Here is a 21,099-nt window from a genome sequence, read left to right as displayed (position 1 = left end):
TTTATAGGGGAATATCAATAATAGCACGCAAACCTCCGAGTGGGCTATCGTCTAATTGGATGTTGCCTCCGTGGCTACGAGCAATGTCTTGGGCAATAGAAAGTCCAAGCCCCGTTCCGCTCGCGTCTTGATTGCGTGCTTTATCAAGTCTAAAAAATGGCTTAAACACTTCTGTGCGCATATCTTTTTGAATGCCTGGTCCATTATCATCAATGATTATGATAAAAGATTCTTGCTGGGTTGTAGCTGTTAACTCAACAGTGTCTGCGTAATAAAATGCATTAGACACAAGGTTACTAACCAAGCGTGTAAAGGCATGTGGACGCACTTGTATCTGTGTTGGGCCTTCAATGGTATAAGAGAAGTGACGTTGATGAAGATTAGCATTGGCGGAGAATTTTTTCATAAGAGCTTGTAAATCAAAGTTTTTAACATTTTCACTGCCTTCACCACGTGCAAAAGCCAGATAGTCTTCTAACATGTTTTGCATATCGTTGACATCTTGTTCAAGAAGACTACTATCAAAGTCAGTACTTGCAATAGCAAGTTGAAGTTTAAAGCGTGTAAGAATGGTCCTTAAATCATGACTAACGCCTGACAGCATCATGGTGCGCTGTTCGATTTGGCGTTCAATACGTTCACGCATGCGCAAAAAAGCAATGCCGGCACGACGTACTTCATCAGCACCTTGTGGATGAAAACCTTCAGGTAAGGGACGTCCGCGTCCAAAACTTTCAGCGGCTTCAGCAAGTTGTTGGATTGGCTTGATTTGTCTGTGCAAAAAGTAAATAGCAATTAGCAGTAAAACAAGAGCAGTCCCTACCATCCAGCTAAGAAAGATATCAGTATTGGAGGCATAGGCTTGGCTACGCATGGCAAAGACACGCAAAGTACTCTTATCAAGACGAATACGAATTTCAATAAGATCGGAATCGCCTACTGTATCAATCCAGAAGGGACGGTTAATTTGACGAGTGATTTCTTCACTGAGAAAATAGTCCAGAATGGCAAAAAATGGTTTAGGCCCTGGAGCAGGAAGGGGATCAGGGGGAAGGATAGAAATGTTTAATCCCATGCGTTGTTGTGCAATGCGTGTTATATCTTCGTAATTATGCTGTTGTGGATATGTTTCAATGATATCAATAATAGCGGAAATATCACGGACAACAGCTGTTGAAAGACGTTCAGTGACCATTTGCCAATGACGTTCCATAAAAACGTAGCCAATCACTGTTTGTAGGAGAACCATAGGGGCAATAATAATAATCAAAGAGCGTGCATAAAGCCGTTTAGGCATTTGCCTCGTTAACCATCGGGCAAATTTTTTTGCAGATTTAATCATTATACGCCTATTCAATCGAGAGTCTATAACCGATCCCTCGTACAGTTTGAAGCCACATAGGGTTTGCAGAATCTTTTTCTATTTTGCGACGTAGACGATTAATTTGTACATCAATAGAGCGTTGACTGATATCTTTGTCAGTTGTTGCAAATTTATGGCGCGGGATTGTCTCTCCTACGTATTTTGCAAAAATCACCATCATTTCCTGTTCTTTATCTGTTAATTTAATGATTTCTTCTCCTTTTTTAAGTTCACGCCGTGAAATTGAAAACACATAAGGTCCAAAAACAATTTGTTCGATTTTGAGCTGGTTAGATGAGAAACCACGCCGTAAAATGGCGTTAACACGAAGTAAAAGTTCACGAGGATCAAAGGGCTTAGCGAGATAATCGTCTGCTCCTGCTTCTAATCCGTAGATACGATGATCTATTTCCGATAAAGCTGTTAGCATGAGAATAGGAACATTTTTCGTTTGGCGAAGCGAATGAGTGAGGTCGATGCCGTTTTCACCGGGCATCATCACATCAACAATAAGAAGATCAAAGTCTAAGCTTTTGAGGAGCTGTCTAGCTTCATCAGCATTAGCAGAAACAGAAACACGAAAGCCATTTTTAATCAGAAATTGGGATAAGAGGCTACGAATACGAGTGTCATCGTCAATGACGAGAAGGTGAGGTGCATCATCACATAAGACCTGAATGGGATCGGTCATTATTCAAAACCTTGACAAAAATTCAGTTAATATGAAATCTAGTTTACATAAGTTATACAAAGCTGTCGAGCAGGCAATTTTTTACTTTATAACGGAGTAAAAATTGCTATTTATAGGGTTAAACACACATAATTCTTGAAAAGGGTATGATGGGCGATCTCAGTTTACATATTATTCCGGTTACATCTTTCCAACAAAATTGTACTTTACTTTTTGATAATGAAAGTAAGAGGGGCGTTTTAGTGGATCCTGGTGGTGATTGGCTTCGAATCGAGGAAGCGATTCAAGAAATAGGCGTCATCGTTGAAGCTATCTGGATAACTCATGGTCATATTGATCATGTAGGAGCAGCTATGCAAGCTAAAGAGGCGCTCAATGTTAAAATTATGGGATCACATCTTGATGATAAGCCAGTGATGGATGATGTAGTTGAAAAGGCAAAACGCTATTCTATGGATGATGTGCGCCTTTGTATTCCTGATCAATGGCTAAAAGATGGCGATAGCGTTGATTTTTCTGGGCATATATTTCGTGTTTTTCATACACCGGGGCATGCTCCTGGCCATGTAATTTATTTTAATGAAAAAGAACGCTTTGCTTTACTGGGCGATGTTCTATTTCGTGGGTCGGTGGGTCGCACAGACCTTATATTAGGTTCCCATGAACAATTGATGCATTCTATTAAGAAAAAAGTTTTGCCATTAGGTGATGACGTTAACTTTATTTGTGGTCATGGACCAAGAAGTACTATAGGCTATGAACGTCAGCACAATCCTTTTCTTAAAGGGATGTAAAAGGGAAATATATGGAAAAACCTGCTTTAAAGCAGGTCTTTCCAATGTTTTTAATCATTTACTGGAGCATAACAAAAGTGATCTAAACCATCATGACCACGAAAAGTTCCTGTTTTGGGATTAAATGAACGGTATTTTTGTGAGCAATATTGAAGCCATTGAGATACCTGTTCTTGTTGGATAGGCCGATACACTTTTATTGGTGGTGCTTGATAAATCACCTGATTTTGCGGTATAGGTTGATAGATAACTTGCGGTTGTGTAGGTTTTTGCAAAATATTTCCGAGAAGGGCACCTGCAGCAAGGCCAAGAACACTTGCTGCTAACGTATCTTCTGAATTGTTATTGTTATGATGTATGTGATATTCGCGAGTACGAGTACGGGTCTCTGTTTTACTGTTTTGATGATAATGATGGTGATGATGTGTTGAGTGTTTTTGATGAGACTGATGGACAGTGATATTTTTTTGAATGCGCTCATAACCTTCGTAAGCAAATGCTGTGGTTAGTGGCGCGGAAATGATTATAGTTGATACTGCCGATAATACCGCAAATTTAACCAATTTTTTCATAGCAACATTCCTTAGTATGAGTTTATATTTGCATGCACTTTACACGCATTAAGCTGAATATAATCTGAACAATTTTGAAAATATCAATATTATGAGCAAGGATCTGCTTAGGACAGAATAGATAGAGCACAAATCTGATTTTAAACATATTATGCATTCATGAACCCATAACATTTTTGCAGTTTTTTATTTGCTTTAGCTTCTATATAAATGATGTTGTGCCTATTATTTTCAACTCGGTATTATATAAAAATGTTAGTATACTTAAAAATTTAACTTTATCCATAAAAAATGGTTTCTTATTGAGTTTTTTTCATAAGAATAGATAATAAAACCACTTCATGTATTATATGCACAACAATATATGTGGGTGAGCTTAATGTCAAAATATGCTCTCTTTTAATTAATCTCTACTTAAAATTGGGAAATAATAATTGTAAAGGATTTTCTTTATTTTCTCTCTTCATTGGTAGAGCTCTGGTTATTTTGTGCCAATGAATCATCGGTAATGGTTAGCTCTATTTTCTGTAGCTGTTTAATGTTATCACGAAGTCGAGCAGCTTCTTCAAAATTAAGATCAGCAGCTGCTTCACGCATCAATTTTTCAAGACGTTGAATATGGTTGGCTAGAGTATCACCAGTTCTGTTTTGTTGTGTAACAAAATTAGGAATATCTTTACGGATATGGTTGTTATCACCAACTAAATTGAGAATGTCACTGATGTTTTTCTTAACACTAGTTGGTGTGATATGATGCTTTTGATTATAGTCTATTTGTTTTTGTCGACGACGTTTTGTTTCTTGCAAGGCTCGTTCTATAGAGCCAGTTATCGTATCCGCATAAAGGATAACTCGACCATCTACATTACGAGCAGCTCGTCCTATGGTTTGAATAAGTGAGGTCTCTGAACGCAAAAAGCCTTCTTTATCGGCATCTAAAATAGCAACAAAACCACATTCTGGAATATCCAAGCCTTCTCGAAGCAAATTGATGCCGATTAAAACATCAAAGGTGCCCAGTCGTAGGTCACGAAGAATTTCAATACGCTCTAATGTATCAATATCAGAATGCATATAACGAACACGAATACCTTGCTCATGGAGATATTCCGTTAAATCTTCAGCTATCCGTTTTGTCAGAACGGTTACTAATGTGCGATAGCCTTTTTTGATTGTTGTGTGAATTTCGTGCACAACATCGTCGACTTGAGTACGTGCTGGACGTATTTCTGTTAAAGGGTCAACAAGTCCTGTTGGGCGAATGACCTGTTCTGCAAAAGTACCGCATGTTTGTTCTATTTCCCAGCGGCCAGGTGTTGCAGAAACAGCAATAGTTTGTGGGCGCATCGCATCCCATTCTTCAAAGCGTAAGGGACGGTTGTCCATACAAGAAGGTAAGCGAAATCCGTATTCAGCTAGAGTGGCTTTTCGTCGAAAATCACCTCGATACATACCGCTAATTTGCGGAATAGTCACATGGCTTTCATCAATAAAAACAAGAGCGTTATCAGGAATATATTCGAAAAGAGTTGGAGGGGGAGCACCAGGTTTTCGTCCTGTTAAATAGCGTGAGTAATTTTCAATTCCGGAGCAAGATCCAATTGTTTCCAGCATTTCTAAATCCAATCTTGTCCGTTGTTCTAAACGTTGTGCTTCTAAAAGACGATCTGCAGAGTTTAATTCGTTGAGGCGTGCAGCTAATTCCATTTTTATTGATTTAATTGCCTGATTTAATGTTGGTCGTGGTGTTACATAGTGAGAATTGGCATAAATTTTAACAGATTGGAGATCATCTGTTTTTTTCCCCGTTAAAGGATCAAATTCAGTAATCGTTTCAACTTCATCACCAAATAATGAAATACGCCAAGCACGGTCTTCCAGGTGAGCAGGGAAAATTTCGATCGTGTCACCTCTAACACGGAAAGAACCACGAACGAAATTTATATCTTGTCGTTGATATTGTTGGGCGACCAAATCAGCCAATAATTGTCGTTGATTAAGCCTATCACCTTTTTTTATTTGGAAGGTCATAGCTGTATAAGTTTCTACTGAACCAATACCATAAATGCAGGATACAGATGCAACGATAATGACATCATCACGTTCAAGTACAGCGCGTGTTGCGGCGTGGCGCATACGATCAATTTGTTCATTAATAGAGGATTCTTTTTCGATATAAGTATCAGAGCGTGCAACATAGGCTTCTGGTTGATAATAGTCATAATAAGAAACAAAATATTCAACAGCATTGTGGGGAAAAAAAATTTTGAACTCTCCGTAAAGTTGTGCTGCCAGAGTTTTATTGGGTGCTAGAATTAACGCGGGGCGTTGTGTTATTTCAATGATTTTGGCCATTGTGTAGGTTTTACCTGAACCCGTGACACCCAAAAGTACCTGAGTGCGCTCATTTTTCTTTATTCCTTCAACGAGAGTTTCAATGGCTGTAGGTTGATCACCTGCAGGCTCAAAGGGAGCCTTAATTTGAAATGGGGTGCCGCTTTCAGATTTTTCAGGACGAATGGGACGATGGGGTGTCCATAATTCCCCATTTTTTACAAGAGGATTCTCTGATGCAATGAGTGCAGAAAGAGCTTCAACAGTTGCTGTAACTCCTTTCTCTGTCATGATCTCTTGAGATATAGGGACATTTGTGATTTTGCGAGAGATATTAGGTTCTGCAATTTTATTATGAGAATAAGAGGTAAAAAGTCTTTCAGCTGCTGAAACACAGCTTCCTGTTTTTGATGCTTTATTGATTTTTTTAGGAGTGATTATGGGTTCTTTGCAAGACATTATAGGAACATTTATATTATAAAAAAGATAAAAGGGATTCTCATGCTGTAATTTCGAATATACTACTAGTTATTACAAGAGGTTTTCAGTTTTATTAGCGTGTGTGTACGGTCTATTATTGAGATGTAATATAGCAATTTTTGTTTCTTTTTATGAAAGTTTTCGTAATTGACAGCTATTATTTCTTATAGATCGTGGAATATCATCAAGATTTAGAATGACGTCGTTTCAATGTTAAGGCGAGCAATGGTTGTGTTGAACAGAGTGATCGTTACTGCGTTTATCACGGGCTACCTTATTTGTTGTTATAATGAGTGCTTCGGTTGATAGTGTAGTATATGCATGATAAAGATCATTTCCATCTTTAAATGAAAGATAATATGCTGATGCCCAGCCTGTTCGTGAGTCATAATAAATTTGGCACCAATTACCTTTGCAATTTTGGACAAATATGGCTTGACCTGCAGGAATCAAACCATGAATCGTATATTGAGTACTTGGTCCTGCTCTAAAATTAAGATTTTTTGTTGCAATGGCATGTACAGCGTGGCTTACTGTTGTTATTAAAAAAAGGGAGCTGAATATAAAAAGACCCATTAATTTTTTCATTTTCCCCTCATAAAATTTTTTGTATAAACTTACTTTTGAATCACGTTTTTTGTTTACGTTATGATAAAATTTAATTTTAGAACTTAATATATAAATTATCTTTAATATTTAGAGGGTAGCGTATGCTCTTCATTCATTTTTTCTATGGAAAATGAGAGGACTGCTCTATATAGTGAAGATGATTGTAATTTTCAGGTTCCAGAGGTTATCCTGGAAGCCGTTTTTTATATTTTCAAAAACTTTCCGTGTAAAAGAAAGGGATGGATCATGGAAAAAGTGCCAATGACTACAGCTGGTTTTGAAACTCTTAAAGAGGAGTTGCGTTGGCGCCAACAGCAAGAACGTCCACGGATTATTGAAGCAATCTCTGAAGCACGTGCACATGGTGATTTATCAGAAAATGCTGAATATCATGCTGCCAAGGAAGCGCAAAGTTATAATGAGGGGCGTATCAATGAGCTTGAAGATTATATCGCACGGGCAGAGGTTATTGATGTTTCACGCCTTTCAGGGAACCAGATTAAATTTGGTGCTACTGTCAAGCTTTTAAATGAGGATACTGAAGAGAAAAAAGTATATCAGATTGTTGGTGATCAAGAAGCTGATGTAAAAATTGGTAAAATCTCTATTTCTTCGCCTATTGCACGTGCACTTATCGGCAAGGAAGAGGGTGATGTTATTGAGGTAAATGCACCAGGGGGAGCGCATAATTATGAGATTATTAAAATTCAGTATATCTGAGTTATCATGCATGTATCTCTAGAAGAAACTGATATTATTGTTCCTCACTTTAAAAAGCGTTTATCAGGGGTAAAGTCGACAGTCATTCAGCTTATTCCTTTGCAACGGAAACAGGGTATACGGATATCCTCTTTTGGAGTAGGTTTACCAAAAAGTTTACCCACTCTTCGTGTAAGAGATATTTTCGGGCTTTGGAAAAGTCCAGCAGGAAAATTATTTCGTATATGGCATGCACGGCGTAATATAGAGATGCTGGTTGGAGTTTTTCTACGGGATGTTTTGCGCATGAAGCTTAGGCTCGTCTTTACATCCGCCTCTGAGCGTCATCATAAATTTTCCACAAGATGGTTGATACGTCGCATGGATGAAGTTATTGCCGTTAGTCCACGTGTTGGAACTTATCTAGATGTTCCCTATACAGTTATCAAACATGGAGTAAATCTTGAAAATTTTTCACCCCCAAAAACTGCTGCTGATTATTTTTCAGCGACTGGTTTGCCAGGTAAGTATGCGGTAGGATGTTTTGGACGTATCCGCTATTTGAAGGGTACTGATCTGTTTGTAGATGCAATGTTAGCATTACTACCACGCTATCCTGATTGGACAGCAATTATTGCTGGTCGTACGACAATGCAACACTGTGATTTTGAAAAAGAATTACATCGAAAGATTGCTGCTGCTGGCTTAAATGATCGCATTATTATGCTGGGTGAAATATTGGATACGCCTCTATGGTATTGTCGTATGTCACTTTATGTAGCACCCTCACGCACAGAGGGTTTTGGTTTGACACCTTTGGAGGCAATGGCATCACAAACAGCTGTAGTAACCAGTGATGCAGGTATTTATGAAAAATTGGTTGTAGAGGGAACAGGGACGGTTGTTAAAGAATTGAACGCATTGGTTTTCACGGAAGCCATTGAACCTTATTTTGCTGATTTAGACAAAACATTTGCAACAGGGAAAAGAGCTCTAGCTCACGTTCGTACTCATTTTCCTTTAGAAAAAGAAGCAGCTGAAATTGGTGCTGTTTATGAAAAAATATTTGCTGCAAAAATGCTTTAAGAATGACCTGTGTAGAGTTAAACAGGGTATCATGAGATGGTAGGTAGTGAATTTTATAAATTTTCAGAGTTATTCAGAAGCCTTTAATTATTTAATTAGTATTTACCTTTGTGAAAGAGGAATCTAATCTTTGGTGGTAAATGCACCTAAGACGAGGTATGGTATATAGTTTTTCCCTATGAGAGTTAAACTTCAATATATTAAAATTATTCGTTCCAAAAGGCAGGGGTGAGAAGAATAAATATGGTTATGATTTCAAGACGGCCTGCCAGCATTAAAAAACTCAAAATCCATAGGGCATTATCGTTAATTGTCGAAAAATTACCAATAGGGCCAATAATATCTCCAAAACCTGGACCAATATTTGAAAGTGCTGTTAAAACACCTGTAAAAGAAGAAATAAAATCAAGTCCAGTAAAGAGAAGCAGTACAGTGCCGATAAGAAGGCAGAACATGTAAAGGCAGACAAAAAGTAAGACTGATTGGGCAAGATCGTTTGATATATTTGAATTGTCGTAGCGAACTTTTACAACTGCATTAGGAGAGAGAAGTTTTGCCATATTTGTTTGTGCAATACGCCAAAGGATAATAAGGCGGTTAATTTTTATACCGCCAGAGGTAGAACCAGCACATCCTCCTGTAAAAGAAAGAATAAAGAAAAGACCAAGTGCGAAGGGGCCCCAAAGCTGATAGTTTTGAGCACTATAGCCGGTTGTGGTGATGATTGATGTAAGGTGAAAAATGACATCAAGAAAAATTTGATGAAAGGAGAGATGGTCATTAAATCGTAACCATACTGCTAGAGAAAAGCTAAAAAGGAAAACAATATTAAGAAAAACGATAATTTGTGGATCGATAGAGCGTTTTGAAGAGCTAGGAAACAGTAATTTAATATATAGCACAAAAGGCAAGGCGGAAAGCAACATAAAGATTGTAGAGACTACCAAGATAGCTGGTTTATTAGAAAAATAGCCAAAGGAGGCATCATGGGTTGAAAATCCAGCTGTTGCTATTGTGGTCATTGCGTGATTTATAGCATCAAATAAAGTCATACCAGCAGCAAAATAGGAGAAGATGCAAGCGAGAGTTAGTCCAACGTATGCGATGATAATTCCATTGGCGATTTGGTTGATACGCGGCAATATTTTTTCAGATTTGTCTGATGATTCCATATGAAAGAGCTGTATTCCTCCAACACGCAGTGAAGGCAAAAGGAGCAAGGCTAAGCCGATAAAGCCAATACCTCCAATCCAGCACATAAGAGAACGCCATAACAAGATACTTCGTGATAAATTATCAAGGCCAGTAATAACCGTAGAGCCAGTTGTTGTAATTCCAGAAACAGATTCAAAAATTGCTTCTGCTAGTGAAAGCGAAAGAGGAGAGAGATAAAGAGGTAGAGCACCTACTATACTTCCTGTTAGCCAAAGACAAGCAGTCAGCGTGAAGCCGAGCCGTGCTGAAAAACGGCAGGTAGCTCCCCTGGTTGCTAAAAGGATTAGCGTTGCTAACATGGTGGTTATAGTACAGGGGTAAAGAAAAGCTGTCCAATTTTGGCTGCCATCACGCAAATCTATAAGAGCTGGCAGAATCATGGTTACTCCCATGATTAATGCAAAACGTGCGCAGACATTAATAACAAATTGAAGAATGATCGTTTCCTATCTCTTTTTATTTTTGTTTGTAATTTTATGCTTATTAGAATTTACATATTGAATGCTTCTAAAGTAAAAAATTAACTTTTATACTAAGCAAGCTGTGGTGAATTAGCAATTGGCCTTTTAGCGAAGCTTGAAAAAAATATCAGTACACCATAATCTATGTTTTTAAAAAGTATTTTAAAAGGATGCATATCACCACAATTTATAAGTATAAATGCCCGAAAAAGAAAGGGATTTCATGGAACGACCGCATATTCGTGTTCTTATTATTGGTTCAGGGCCAGCTGGTTACACAGCGGCAATTTATGCGGCGAGAGCAATGCTTAAACCGGTTTTGATTACGGGATTGCAGCAGGGAGGACAGCTTACAATTACAACGGATATTGAAAATTATCCAGGTTTTGCTGAGCCTGTTCAAGGACCATGGTTGATGGAACAAATGGAAAAACAAGCTCAACATGTTGGCACAGAGATTATTTATGACAGTATTGTAAAAGCTGACTTATCAAGACGTCCTTTTATTTTGTGTGGAGATTCAGGAACGCAATATTGTTGTGATGCTTTAGTTATTGCAACAGGAGCGCAAGCTCGCTGGCTTGGCTTAGAAAGTGAGCAGACTTTTATGGGGGGTGGTGTTTCTGCCTGTGCTACCTGTGACGGTTTTTTTTATCGTGATAAGGAAGTTATTGTTGTCGGTGGTGGAAATAGAGCCGTTGAAGAAGCACTTTATTTATCGCGCTTAGCTAAAAAAGTGGTTGTGGTTCATCGGCGTGATCATTTTACAGCAGAAAAAATTTTACAAGATAGGTTACGTTTATGTAATAATGTGCACATCATTTGGGGTCATGTTGTAGAAGAAATTGTTGGTTTGCAAACTCATGCGCAAACTGGTTCTGTTGTGACAGGTGTGCGTCTTAAAAATGTTAAAACAAATCAAGAATTGAAGGTAGATGCAGAAGGAATATTCATTGCTATTGGACATGATCCTGTTGTTTCTTTGTTTAAGGGGCAATTGAAACAAAAACCAGGAGGATATTTATGGACAGAGCCAGATTCAACAGCAACGAGTATTCCTGGTGTTTTTGCTGCAGGGGATGTGGCAGATGATGTATTTCGTCAAGCTATAACTGCAGCTGGGAGAGGATGTATGGCAGCGTTGGAGGTAGAGAGATTTTTAGATTTGCAGACATAGAGGTTTTACAGAGACGCTTGTTAATGAATGCCAAAAAATGGAGAAAAGATTGTGGCGCCACCATTAGATTGGGATAAGTTAAGGGTTTTTCATGCTGCAGCAGAGGCAGGATCTTTTACGCATGCAGCTCAAAGACTGCATTTATCTCAATCAGCAATCTCAAGACAGATTGCAGCTTTAGAACAGGATGTCGGTGCTCCTTTGTTTCAGCGTCATGCACGTGGTTTAATTTTAACAGAGCAGGGTGAAATTCTTTACCGCACGGCTCATGATGTTTTGATAAAACTTGAAAATGCACGCTCACAGTTAACTGAAAGCCGCGAAAAGCCAGCAGGGCGTTTACGTGTTACATCAACCTTTGGAATGGGAGCAAAATGGGTTGCGGAGTGTATACCTGAATTCCTTAACCTTTACCCTGATATGCGGATTCAGATCTTACTTGATGATAAAGCGCTTGATTTGACTATGCGTGATGCCGACTGTGCTGTTCGATTACATCAACCTCAACAGCCTGATCTTATCCAAAGAAAATTGTTTACAGTTCATATGCATGTTTATGCTTCAGAAGATTATATTGTACGTTATGGCAAGCCAGAAAAATTGTCTGATTTAGATGTACATCGTATTATTTCATTCGGTGAAACGGTTCCGCCTTATTTATCTGGTCTGAATTGGTTGGAAAGGGCAGGGAGAAGTAACGGTTCTCTACGTACTCCAGTATTACAAATTAATAATATTGTTTCTATTAAAAATGCACTGATGAGCAATCTTGGTATCGCTGTACTTCCTGATTATATTGTAAATAATGATGAAAAATTTGTGCGACTCTTTCCTGATATGACTGATATCCCTTCCTTTGATACTTTCTTTTGTTATCCTGATGCTTTAAGAAATTCAGCAAAGCTGAACGTTTTTCGAGATTATATTTTTTTAAAAGCACGCAAATGGTCTTTTTAATGAAGTGGGTGAACCAATTATTTACAAAAATATAGAATATTCATGTAGCTATTTAAGAGACCTGCCTAAGTTTTCTATTATGATCTTTTTTAGTTTTTGCGAAGATTTTTAAAAAATGAAATATGGTAGATAATAATAAAGAAAAAAATAAAGTTTTAGGGATATTCGGCAATTTTTTTAAGTATTGAGACTTGATGAAAATCAATGAAAAATAACAAAATTATCAATATCCACGTTGGTTAAGATTAAGTCTTTATAAGAGAAAATGAGACACTTCCAAATATTACAGATTAAATGAATAGAATAGCCAGCTTTATAATCTATTCAGTAATACCAATAGTTTTTTATCAGAGGATTTATCTATTGGGCAATTATAGGTTCTCTTTGATTGGTAGGCTTTTGCTTATTTTTTATTCAGTTAATGTGATAACAATAAATCCAAAAATCTTTACTTTTGCAGGAATATATTTAAGCCCAAAATAGCAAACAGAAGTATGTATATGAGAGTATCATTTGTGTGCATTGCCAGTGCATCACGAATTTAAGTGCATCACCAATTTAATAAGGTTCTCAAAAAAATTACTGTGATGTTGGCTATGATCACATGATCTCATACAATTCTCTTTTATATCAGGTTTTTAGAACAAATTTATGTTCTCTTCATCCCCTTCATTCAATTGATATAAATATCGGCATCTTAGGAGAAACTAAAATTCCAAAATGATGATTGAGGATTTTTTAGAGCAGATTGTTACAAAAACGCTGAATACGTAAGCAAGCCTCTTCGAGTATTTTTTCGGATGTTGCATAAGAAATACGAAATGCCGGTCCAAGTCCAAAGGCAGATCCATGAACAACAGCAACAGATTCAACTTCTAATAACTCTGTTACGAAATCTTCATCGTTGGTAATAATTTTATTTGTTGGAGTTTTTTTACCAATGAGATTTGCACAAGAAGGGTAAACATAAAAAGCACCTTCAGGTGTTGAGCAGCTAAGACCCGGAGCCTGATTGAGCATAGAAACAACAAGATCGCGACGTGTTTTGAAGATCTTTTTATTTTGAATAACAAAATCCTGTGGGCCATTGAGTGCTTCAACAGCTGCCCATTGTGAAATAGAACTTGTGCCAGATGTTTGTTGACCTTGAATTATATCCATGGCTTTAATTAATTTTTGTGGACCTCCTGCATAACCAATTCTCCAACCAGTCATAGCATAAGCTTTAGAAACACCATTCATTGTTAGAGTCCGGTCATAAAGTCTTGGTTCTACTTGAGCTGGAGTAACAAAGGTAAAGTCTTCATATGTTAAATGCTCATATATATCATCTGAGAGAATATGGACATGAGGGTATTTTATTAAAACATCTGTTAGCTTTTTTAATTCGTTATGTGTATACGTAGCACCGGATGGGTTGGAAGGAGAATTAAAAATGAACCATTTTGTTTTTGGGGTGATAGCGGCTTCCAGATCTTGCGGTTGGAGTTTATAAGAAAACTCAGCTTTGCTCTCTACAAAAACAGGCGTCCCTTCATTGATAACCACCATTTCAGGATAACTAACCCAATAAGGAGATGGAATGATGACTTCATCCCCTTTATTTAAAGTTGCCATTAATGCATTAAAAATAATTTGTTTACCACCAGTGCCGACAATAATTTGGTCTGGTGTGTAGTCAAGATTATTTTCTCGTTTAAATTTTGCTGAAATAGCTTGGCGCAATTCTGGAATACCAGATATAGGAGTGTATTTTGTTTCACCGCGTCGAATGGCTTCAATAGCAGCATTCTTAACATTATCTGGTGTATCAAAATCCGGTTCTCCAGCACTTAAAGAAGTAATATTACGGCCCAAGGCTATTAAATTACGCGCTTTTTGGGCAACAGCAATCGTTGCAGAAGGTTTAATGAGAGAAAGCTTATCGGCAATAAAAGCCATAATTTTTTCCTTATGTGATATAAGAGTAGGTTAATGTAATTATGGAAGAGTATGTCGTAAGTCATAAAAAACTGCAAGAAAACTCTTAGAAAATTTTATTTTATGGTAATTTTTATAACTTTTATTTGAATATTTGGGAGTATTTCTAAAAATACCCATCTACTATAAAATACTATAAAGAGATGGAATAATGATTTCATCTTCTTTATGTAAAGTTGCGATTAATCTCTTAATAAGGATTTTCTTACCTTTAGTGTTAACAATAATTTTTTCAGATTATAATGAAGATCGTATTTTCATTTAAATTTTGCAAAAATTGCTTATTATTTTGCCGATAAAGCAGAAAGATTCTTTGTTACAAAGGTAAACTGTAATTGAAAAAGCAAAAACCTCGCTTTTATAGGCGAGGCTTTTAAAAATGAAATGAGTAAAATTTAAAGAGCTGACAGATTTCCCGCAGAAAATTTTCCTGAACGCTGGTCTTTAAGAACTTCATAAGAAATTTTCTGTCCTTCGTTAAGGTTGTTCAAGCCAGAACGCTCAACAGCAGAGATATGTACGAAAACATCCGCACTACCATCATTAGGTTGGATGAATCCAAAACCTTTTGTTGCATTAAACCATTTAACTATTCCTGTAGACATAGGAAACTCCTTATATATTAGCTATCGCGTATTGAAGCTAAAAGCTTTCAATACAATTTAAAATCGAAATTGGGCGGGAGAAGTTTTGTCAAAAGTGCATGTCGCACAGGAAAAAAAGTCGCATAACCGAAAGTCCGATCAGGGTAATTATAGAGAAGTTTTAGATAAAAGCAAGATTTAATCGGTTCTATATAGAGAAAAGATTATCGAAAAAACAAAAAAATGGTATCTTAATTAATAGCAAAACTATCAACTAAAATAGTGTTGCAAAGGACGCACTTCAAGATTATTCATTTTGAGTGCTTCAATCGCTTGTACTACAGCTTCAGCTCCAGCCATTGTTGTATAATAGGGCACTTTTTGCATTAATGCTGCATGGCGTAATGATTTAGAATCTGAAATAGCGCTAGCGGTGCTCGTTGTATTGAAAATTAACTGGATTTTTCGATTACGAATAGCATCTTCAATATGAGGATGTCCTTCTAGCACTTTATTGATTTTTTGGGCTTCAATGCCATGTTCTATAAGAAATTTTTGTGTTCCACTTGTTGCTAAGATTGAAAAACCAAGCTTTTTTAAACGTTGGATGGGCTTTAAAAGACGCTTTTTATCTTCATCTCTAACAGAAACAAACACAGTTCCTTCTTGTGGGAGTTCAATACCAGCTCCAAGTTGTGCTTTAGCAAAAGCGAGTGCAAAATCATAGTCAAGTCCCATGACTTCACCAGTTGAACGCATTTCAGGACCAAGTAATGTATCTACACCTGGAAAACGAGCAAAAGGAAAGACTGCTTCTTTGACAGCAATATGTGATTTTTGCGATACAGATGGTAATCCACCATAAGCTTCTAGTGCTTGGTGGAGACTTTCTCCTGCCATAATACGTGCAGCAATTTTAGCTATTGGTTGACCAATAGCTTTTGCTACAAATGGGATAGTACGTGAAGCACGGGGATTAACTTCTAAGACATAAATTGTTTCATCCTTGATAGCATATTGTACATTCATAAGACCACAAATATGCAGTGCTTGAGCTAAAGCTTTTGTCTGACGTTCTAACTCTGTAACCAACTTGCGTGAAAGTGTATGTACTGGTAAGGAACAAGCTGAGTCACCAGAATGGATACCTGCTTCTTCAATATGTTCCATAATACCAACGATGAGTGTTTCTTTGCTATCACTTAGACAATCAACATCAACTTCAATAGCTTCTGTTAGATAGGTATCAAACAAAAGTGGATTTTTGCTGAGCAATGTGTTGGTTTGCTTTGTTTTGTCGTTAGGGTAATAGGCTTTAATATCCTCTGGTACTAATTCATGAACTATTTCAAGAAAATAATTCTGTAAGCTACGCTCATCGCGGATAATTTGCATCGCACGTCCACCTAAAACATAGGAAGGGCGTACAACAAGTGGAAAGTCTAGTTCATGAGCAATGAGATGCGCTTGTTCAATTGAGTAAGCAATACCGTTTTTGGGTTGTTTTAAATTAAGTTTGAATAATAATTTTTGAAAACGATCTCTATCTTCTGCTAAATCAATAGCATCAGGTGACGTTCCTAAAATGGGAATATTATTTTTTTCTAATGCGCTTGCTAGTTTTAGTGGCGTTTGTCCGCCAAATTGGACAATAACTCCAACCAGCTCACCTTTTTCCTGCTCTGTTTCTAAAATAGCTAAAACATCTTCTTCTGTTAAAGGTTCAAAATAAAGACGATCAGATGTATCATAATCGGTCGATACGGTTTCAGGATTGCAGTTAATCATGATGGCTTCAAAGCCTGCATCGCGCAAGGCAAAAGCGGCATGACAGCAGCAATAATCAAATTCAATACCCTGACCAATGCGATTAGGACCTCCACCTAAAATAGCAATCTTTTTACGCTGAGAAACTTGTGCTTCTGAGCGTTTTACCCCTGCGAAGGGAGGCTCATATGTTGAATACATATAAGCTGTAGATGAAGAAAATTCAGCTGCACATGTATCAATACGTTTGAAAATGTGTGTAACATTAAGGGATTTACGCAAAGCAGCAATATCATCTGGCTTTTGTCCAGTAAGGTTAGCTAAACGTGCATCAGAAAAGCCCATAGATTTTAACATGCGCAGGTTATTTTCATCTTGGGGAAGCCCATGAGTTTGAATACGCTGTTCCATTTTAACGATAGAGGCTATTTGTTCCAAAAACCATGGATCAACTTTGCTAATTTGGTAAATTTCATTGAGAGGTAAGCCCATCCGCATTGCTTGTGCAATATAGCGTAAGCGATCAGGGCTTGGAATTGCAATGGCTGACCGGATGGAGTTTTTTTCATCGCCTTCAGCATGTTCGGGAAGCAAAATTTCATCAAGACCGGTAAGACCTGTTTCAAGTCCACGAAGTGCTTTTTGTAGTGATTCTTGAAAAGTACGGCCAACTGCCATGACTTCTCCCACAGATTTCATTGCCGTAGTTAAAGCAGAGGATGAAGCAGGAAATTTTTCAAAAGCAAAACGAGGGATTTTGGTAACAATATAGTCAATGGAAGGTTCGAACGATGCTGGTGTCGTTCCACCTGTGATATCATTTTTCAGTTCATCAAGTGTGTAGCCAACGGCTAGTTTAGCGGCTACTTTAGCGATTGGAAAACCCGTTGCTTTTGAAGCAAGTGCTGAAGAACGAGAAACACGCGGATTCATCTCGATAACAATAAGACGCCCATTTTCAGGATTAACAGCAAATTGCACATTAGATCCACCAGTTTCAATACCAATTTCGCGTAGCACAGCGATTGAGGCGTTGCGCATAATCTGATATTCTTTATCAGTTAAAGTAAGGGCAGGAGCAACGGTGATAGAATCACCAGTATGAACACCCATAGGATCAATATTTTCAATGGAACAGATGATGATGCAATTGTCTTCTTTATCACGGACAACTTCCATTTCATATTCTTTCCATCCCATAACACTCTCTTCAATGAGAACTTCTGTTGTTGGTGAAGCTTCGAGGCCTCGTTCAATAATTTCATAAAATTCAGAGCGATTGTAAGCAATACCGCCCCCTGTACCGCCAAGCGTAAATGAAGGGCGGATAATGGCTGGTAATCCAACAATATCAAGGGCTTGCACTGCCTTTGCAGTTGCATGTGCTATATAATGTTGTTTGCGTTCAGATTCTGTCTGGCGCCAATTACATTCAAGTTCTTCTAGTGCTTGATCAAGTGCATCACCGGAAAGTTCAGTTTTCAGTTTATCACGTGCTTGTTCATGGATCCGGCGATCTTCTTCTTTGAGTTCGGTTGCGTTGGCTAGCATAGAGCGCGGTGTTTCCAAACCGATTTTCTCCATTGCTTCTCTAAATAAAGCGCGATCTTCAGCTTTATCAATAGAGTCAGCATTAGCACCAATCATTTCAACGTTATAGCGGTTTAAAACCCCCATACGCTTTAGGGATAAAGCAGTATTAAGTGCTGTTTGTCCTCCCATGGTTGGTAAAAGTGCATCAGGGCGTTCATGAGCAATAATTTTGGCAACAACTTCTGGGGTGATAGGTTCAATATAAGTAGCATCTGCTAAATTGGGATCGGTCATAATGGTTGCAGGATTAGAGTTAACCAAAATAATACGATACCCTTCTTCTTTTAAAGCTTTACAGGCTTGAGTTCCTGAATAGTCAAATTCACATGCTTGACCAATAACAATAGGTCCTGCTCCGATAATAAGAATAGATTTTATATCTGTACGTTTTGGCATGGTTTGTTCCTATCACAAACATCTGCGCACAATTGCAGCAGGCAGAATTTGAAATTTAAGGCTAAATTTAGCTTATAGGTTAATAAACGAAGAAAGTAAGCCATAAAATACTTCTTTTATTCTTTTTTTCGTAGAATTGAAAATTAAGGTCTTTTTTGTCTTGAATTACTTCTGTGTTAAGTGAAAAAATGCATTTTTGATAAAGTAAATAATTATACTCTGGTGGAAATTGTACACAAATTCAAAAATGTTGAAAATTACTGTGGGTGATAAATACTGGTCATTGTTGATGGACATGAAACTTCATGGAATAAACTAGGGTTATTAATGCAGTATGGTGGAATCAGTTTGCTGATTTTGACACTCATGATTTTAAATTCTTGAGATTATAATTTTCATGTGTTCTCGTTCCCTATGAAAATTATATTAAGGGTGACGCCTTACATAAAGGGTGACTAAATATTTTATACCAAAGAGGTTTAGATTAGAAATTTCTGCTAAACTGTAATATTATTTCAGTTAAAAATTTTTATTTAGCCGATTACATATTTTTGTTTATTATTTATTCAGTATCTGTTAAGCACACAGCTTTAAGTTTTTGTTATCGACATGTGTTATTATTCAGTTAGCTGGGGGGGGTGATTGTGATGATCGATTTAATTCGATAACGTGTTTGGTGTACGCTGAAGGAGTTTTTTAGCTGATTTAATCAGTTAAAAATTTTTTAAAATGATGATAGTTCAGTGAGACTGAATGTGGATCATCATCAAATGATGATAAGGCCTTAAGAGTGTATACGAAATATATGATTTTCAATAGCGTGCTAATTATTTATCTGTATAATGTGGAAAAAGGCCTAAATTTTCATTATCTAGTAAGATGAAAACTTGCAGGACTATTTTTAGTTTTTTGAAATTTTTTGTAGTTTTATATAAAAGTGCGTTATACTATGCGAGCTACTTTGAATGAGGTAAAGCTTAAAGAGTAGTGAGTGTGGGGGAATGAAAGATAAAGAACTTAATCCAAAATTTGTTCGTTCTGGGCTTATTTTAGTTTTTATCACTTTGTTATTGGATATTATTGGGATTGCAATTATCAGTCCTATTTTACCAGAGTATCTCTCTCAGTTGACAGGAGAGGATATTAGCAAGGCTTCTGTGAATGCAGGAGTGTTATTGGCAACTTATGCAGTGATGCAATTCTTATTTGCCCCACTTATTGGCAATCTTTCTGATCGTTATGGTCGCCGCCCTATTTTACTTATCTCTATCATTAGTTTTGCTATTGATAATCTTATATGCGCTATAGCGTGGAGTTATTCTGTTTTATTTATTGGGCGTTTGTTGTCTGGGATAAGTGGTGCTAGTTTTGCAGTCTGTTCGGCTTATTTGGCAGATATATCAGATGATCGGACACGCACACGTAATTTTGGCTTAATAGGGATGGCATTTGGATTGGGATTCATTTTAGGTTCCCTTATTGGTGGTTTTTTAGGTCAATTTGGGCCACGTATTCCGTTTTATTTTGCAGCTGGTTTTTCATTCATTAATTTTATTTTTGCATGGGTGATGCTGCCAGAAACTCTTCCTATGCGTAATAGACGTTGTTTTGACATTAGACGTGCTAATCCCCTAGGTGCTCTCTTGCAACTTAAAAAATATCCAAAGGTTTTTTGGGTTTTGTTCGCTTTTTTTCTTTATTGGCTTGCGGAATCTGTATGGCCAAGTGTTTGGGCATTTGTTGCTAAAGAACGCTACGATTGGAGCTCATTTTCTATTGGGTTGTCTTATAGTGTTTTCGGAGCAGGACAGATTATCGTGATAGGTCTTATATTACCTTATTTTTCCAAGCGTTGGAGTGATTGGCATATTTCCATGGTAGGGCTCTTTTTTGCATTGACTGGTATGCTTGGTTATACCTTTGCAATACAAGGGTGGATGGTTTATGCTATTTTTTCTTTTACAATGCTTGAATATCTCGTTCATGCACCTATGCGCTCTATTGCTGCAGCACAAGTGCCAGCGAATGCACAAGGGGAATTACAGGGCGCAATGACTTCTATTACCTCGTTAAGTTCAATCATTGGGCCTATTTTTTATACACTTCTCTTCGAAAAATTTACATATGAAGACGCTGTATTTCATTTTTCTGGTGCACCTTTTGCTGGTAGTTTTTTTATGATTCTTGTGGCAATTTTTGTTTTTGCTTTACGGGTGAGGTAAGCTTTTAACGTGAAGCATGAAAATACTTTACAAAGATAATTTAAAAGAAGCTCGTGAGCTCTGTGTGTAGAGTAATAGATCATTGCATTCATGCCTTATTGAAGCAATGCTCTTCAAGA

The 21,099-nt window shown here is 37.3% G+C and carries 15 protein-coding genes; 6 read left to right on the top strand and 9 right to left on the bottom strand.

Features of this window, described 5'->3' with window-relative positions; all coding sequences use genetic code 11:
* Position 1 precedes the first annotated feature (1 nt).
* Positions 2-1,342 (bottom strand): sensor histidine kinase, encoded by a 1,341-nt coding sequence (locus H710_RS05130; RefSeq protein WP_041849752.1) that lies wholly within the window; start codon positions 1,340-1,342, stop codon positions 2-4.
* 7 nt (positions 1,343-1,349) lie between these two features.
* Positions 1,350-2,054 carry a response regulator gene (locus tag H710_RS05125; protein ID WP_041849751.1) on the bottom strand — a complete coding sequence of 235 codons (705 nt, stop codon included), beginning with the start codon at positions 2,052-2,054 and terminating at the stop codon, positions 1,350-1,352.
* Positions 2,055-2,203: 149 nt separating this feature from the next.
* On the opposite strand from H710_RS05125, the gene H710_RS05120 reads away from it, so the two are divergent.
* On the top strand, positions 2,204-2,848 hold the full coding sequence (locus tag H710_RS05120; protein ID WP_041849750.1) for an MBL fold metallo-hydrolase: 645 nt from the start codon (positions 2,204-2,206) through the stop codon (positions 2,846-2,848).
* Between the two features lie 50 nt (positions 2,849-2,898).
* Here H710_RS05120 and H710_RS05115 read toward each other — a convergent pair whose 3' ends face one another.
* From H710_RS05115 to H710_RS05105, 3 genes are all read right to left on the bottom strand, one after another.
* Positions 2,899-3,420, bottom strand: coding sequence for a BA14K family protein (locus H710_RS05115; RefSeq protein WP_041849749.1), 522 nt, complete (start codon positions 3,418-3,420; stop codon positions 2,899-2,901).
* A 450-nt stretch (positions 3,421-3,870) separates the two neighbouring features.
* On the bottom strand, positions 3,871-6,045 hold the full coding sequence (gene uvrB, locus H710_RS05110) for an excinuclease ABC subunit UvrB (protein ID WP_196295859.1): 2,175 nt from the start codon (positions 6,043-6,045) through the stop codon (positions 3,871-3,873).
* A 402-nt stretch (positions 6,046-6,447) separates the two neighbouring features.
* Entirely contained in the window at positions 6,448-6,822 is a 375-nt protein-coding gene (locus H710_RS05105; protein WP_080772767.1) for an SH3 domain-containing protein, read from the bottom strand.
* Between the two features lie 267 nt (positions 6,823-7,089).
* On the opposite strand from H710_RS05105, the gene greA reads away from it, so the two are divergent.
* Both greA and H710_RS05095 read left to right on the top strand, forming a co-directional pair.
* The gene (gene greA, locus H710_RS05100; protein ID WP_005767489.1) at positions 7,090-7,563 is read left to right on the top strand and encodes a transcription elongation factor GreA; all 474 of its coding nucleotides are present in this window, start codon (positions 7,090-7,092) and stop codon (positions 7,561-7,563) included.
* Positions 7,564-7,569: 6 nt separating this feature from the next.
* On the top strand, positions 7,570-8,628 hold the full coding sequence (locus tag H710_RS05095; RefSeq protein ID WP_041849747.1) for a glycosyltransferase family 4 protein: 1,059 nt from the start codon (positions 7,570-7,572) through the stop codon (positions 8,626-8,628).
* Positions 8,629-8,834: 206 nt separating this feature from the next.
* On the opposite strand, the gene H710_RS05090 is transcribed toward H710_RS05095, so the two are convergent.
* Positions 8,835-10,223, bottom strand: a complete 1,389-nt coding sequence (locus H710_RS05090) for a TrkH family potassium uptake protein (protein WP_041849746.1) — start codon at positions 10,221-10,223, stop codon at positions 8,835-8,837.
* 304 nt (positions 10,224-10,527) lie between these two features.
* Between H710_RS05090 and trxB the strand changes: the two genes are divergently transcribed.
* Both trxB and H710_RS05080 read left to right on the top strand, forming a co-directional pair.
* Entirely contained in the window at positions 10,528-11,481 is a 954-nt protein-coding gene (gene trxB, locus H710_RS05085) for a thioredoxin-disulfide reductase (protein WP_041849745.1), read from the top strand.
* A 51-nt stretch (positions 11,482-11,532) separates the two neighbouring features.
* Complete coding sequence (locus tag H710_RS05080) at positions 11,533-12,438, top strand: LysR family transcriptional regulator (RefSeq protein ID WP_041849814.1); 906 nt, start codon at positions 11,533-11,535, stop codon at positions 12,436-12,438.
* A gap of 738 nt (positions 12,439-13,176) precedes the next feature.
* Here the strand turns inward: H710_RS05080 and H710_RS05075 are convergent.
* From H710_RS05075 to carB, 3 genes are all read right to left on the bottom strand, one after another.
* The gene (locus tag H710_RS05075) at positions 13,177-14,379 is read right to left on the bottom strand and encodes a pyridoxal phosphate-dependent aminotransferase (protein ID WP_041849744.1); all 1,203 of its coding nucleotides are present in this window, start codon (positions 14,377-14,379) and stop codon (positions 13,177-13,179) included.
* 434 nt (positions 14,380-14,813) lie between these two features.
* Positions 14,814-15,023, bottom strand: coding sequence for a cold-shock protein (locus tag H710_RS05070; RefSeq protein WP_041849743.1), 210 nt, complete (start codon positions 15,021-15,023; stop codon positions 14,814-14,816).
* Positions 15,024-15,272: 249 nt separating this feature from the next.
* Entirely contained in the window at positions 15,273-18,758 is a 3,486-nt protein-coding gene (gene carB / locus H710_RS05065; RefSeq protein WP_041849742.1) for a carbamoyl-phosphate synthase large subunit, read from the bottom strand.
* A gap of 1,001 nt (positions 18,759-19,759) precedes the next feature.
* Between carB and H710_RS05060 the strand changes: the two genes are divergently transcribed.
* Positions 19,760-20,980 (top strand): tetracycline resistance MFS efflux pump, encoded by a 1,221-nt coding sequence (locus H710_RS05060; RefSeq protein ID WP_041849741.1) that lies wholly within the window; start codon positions 19,760-19,762, stop codon positions 20,978-20,980.
* Positions 20,981-21,099: the final 119 nt, after the last annotated feature.

The organism is Bartonella bacilliformis Ver097 (assembly GCF_000709795.1).
In the GTDB taxonomy this organism is placed as follows: domain Bacteria; phylum Pseudomonadota; class Alphaproteobacteria; order Rhizobiales; family Rhizobiaceae; genus Bartonella; species Bartonella bacilliformis_A.
This window is presented reverse-complemented; position numbering and strand designations above follow the sequence as displayed.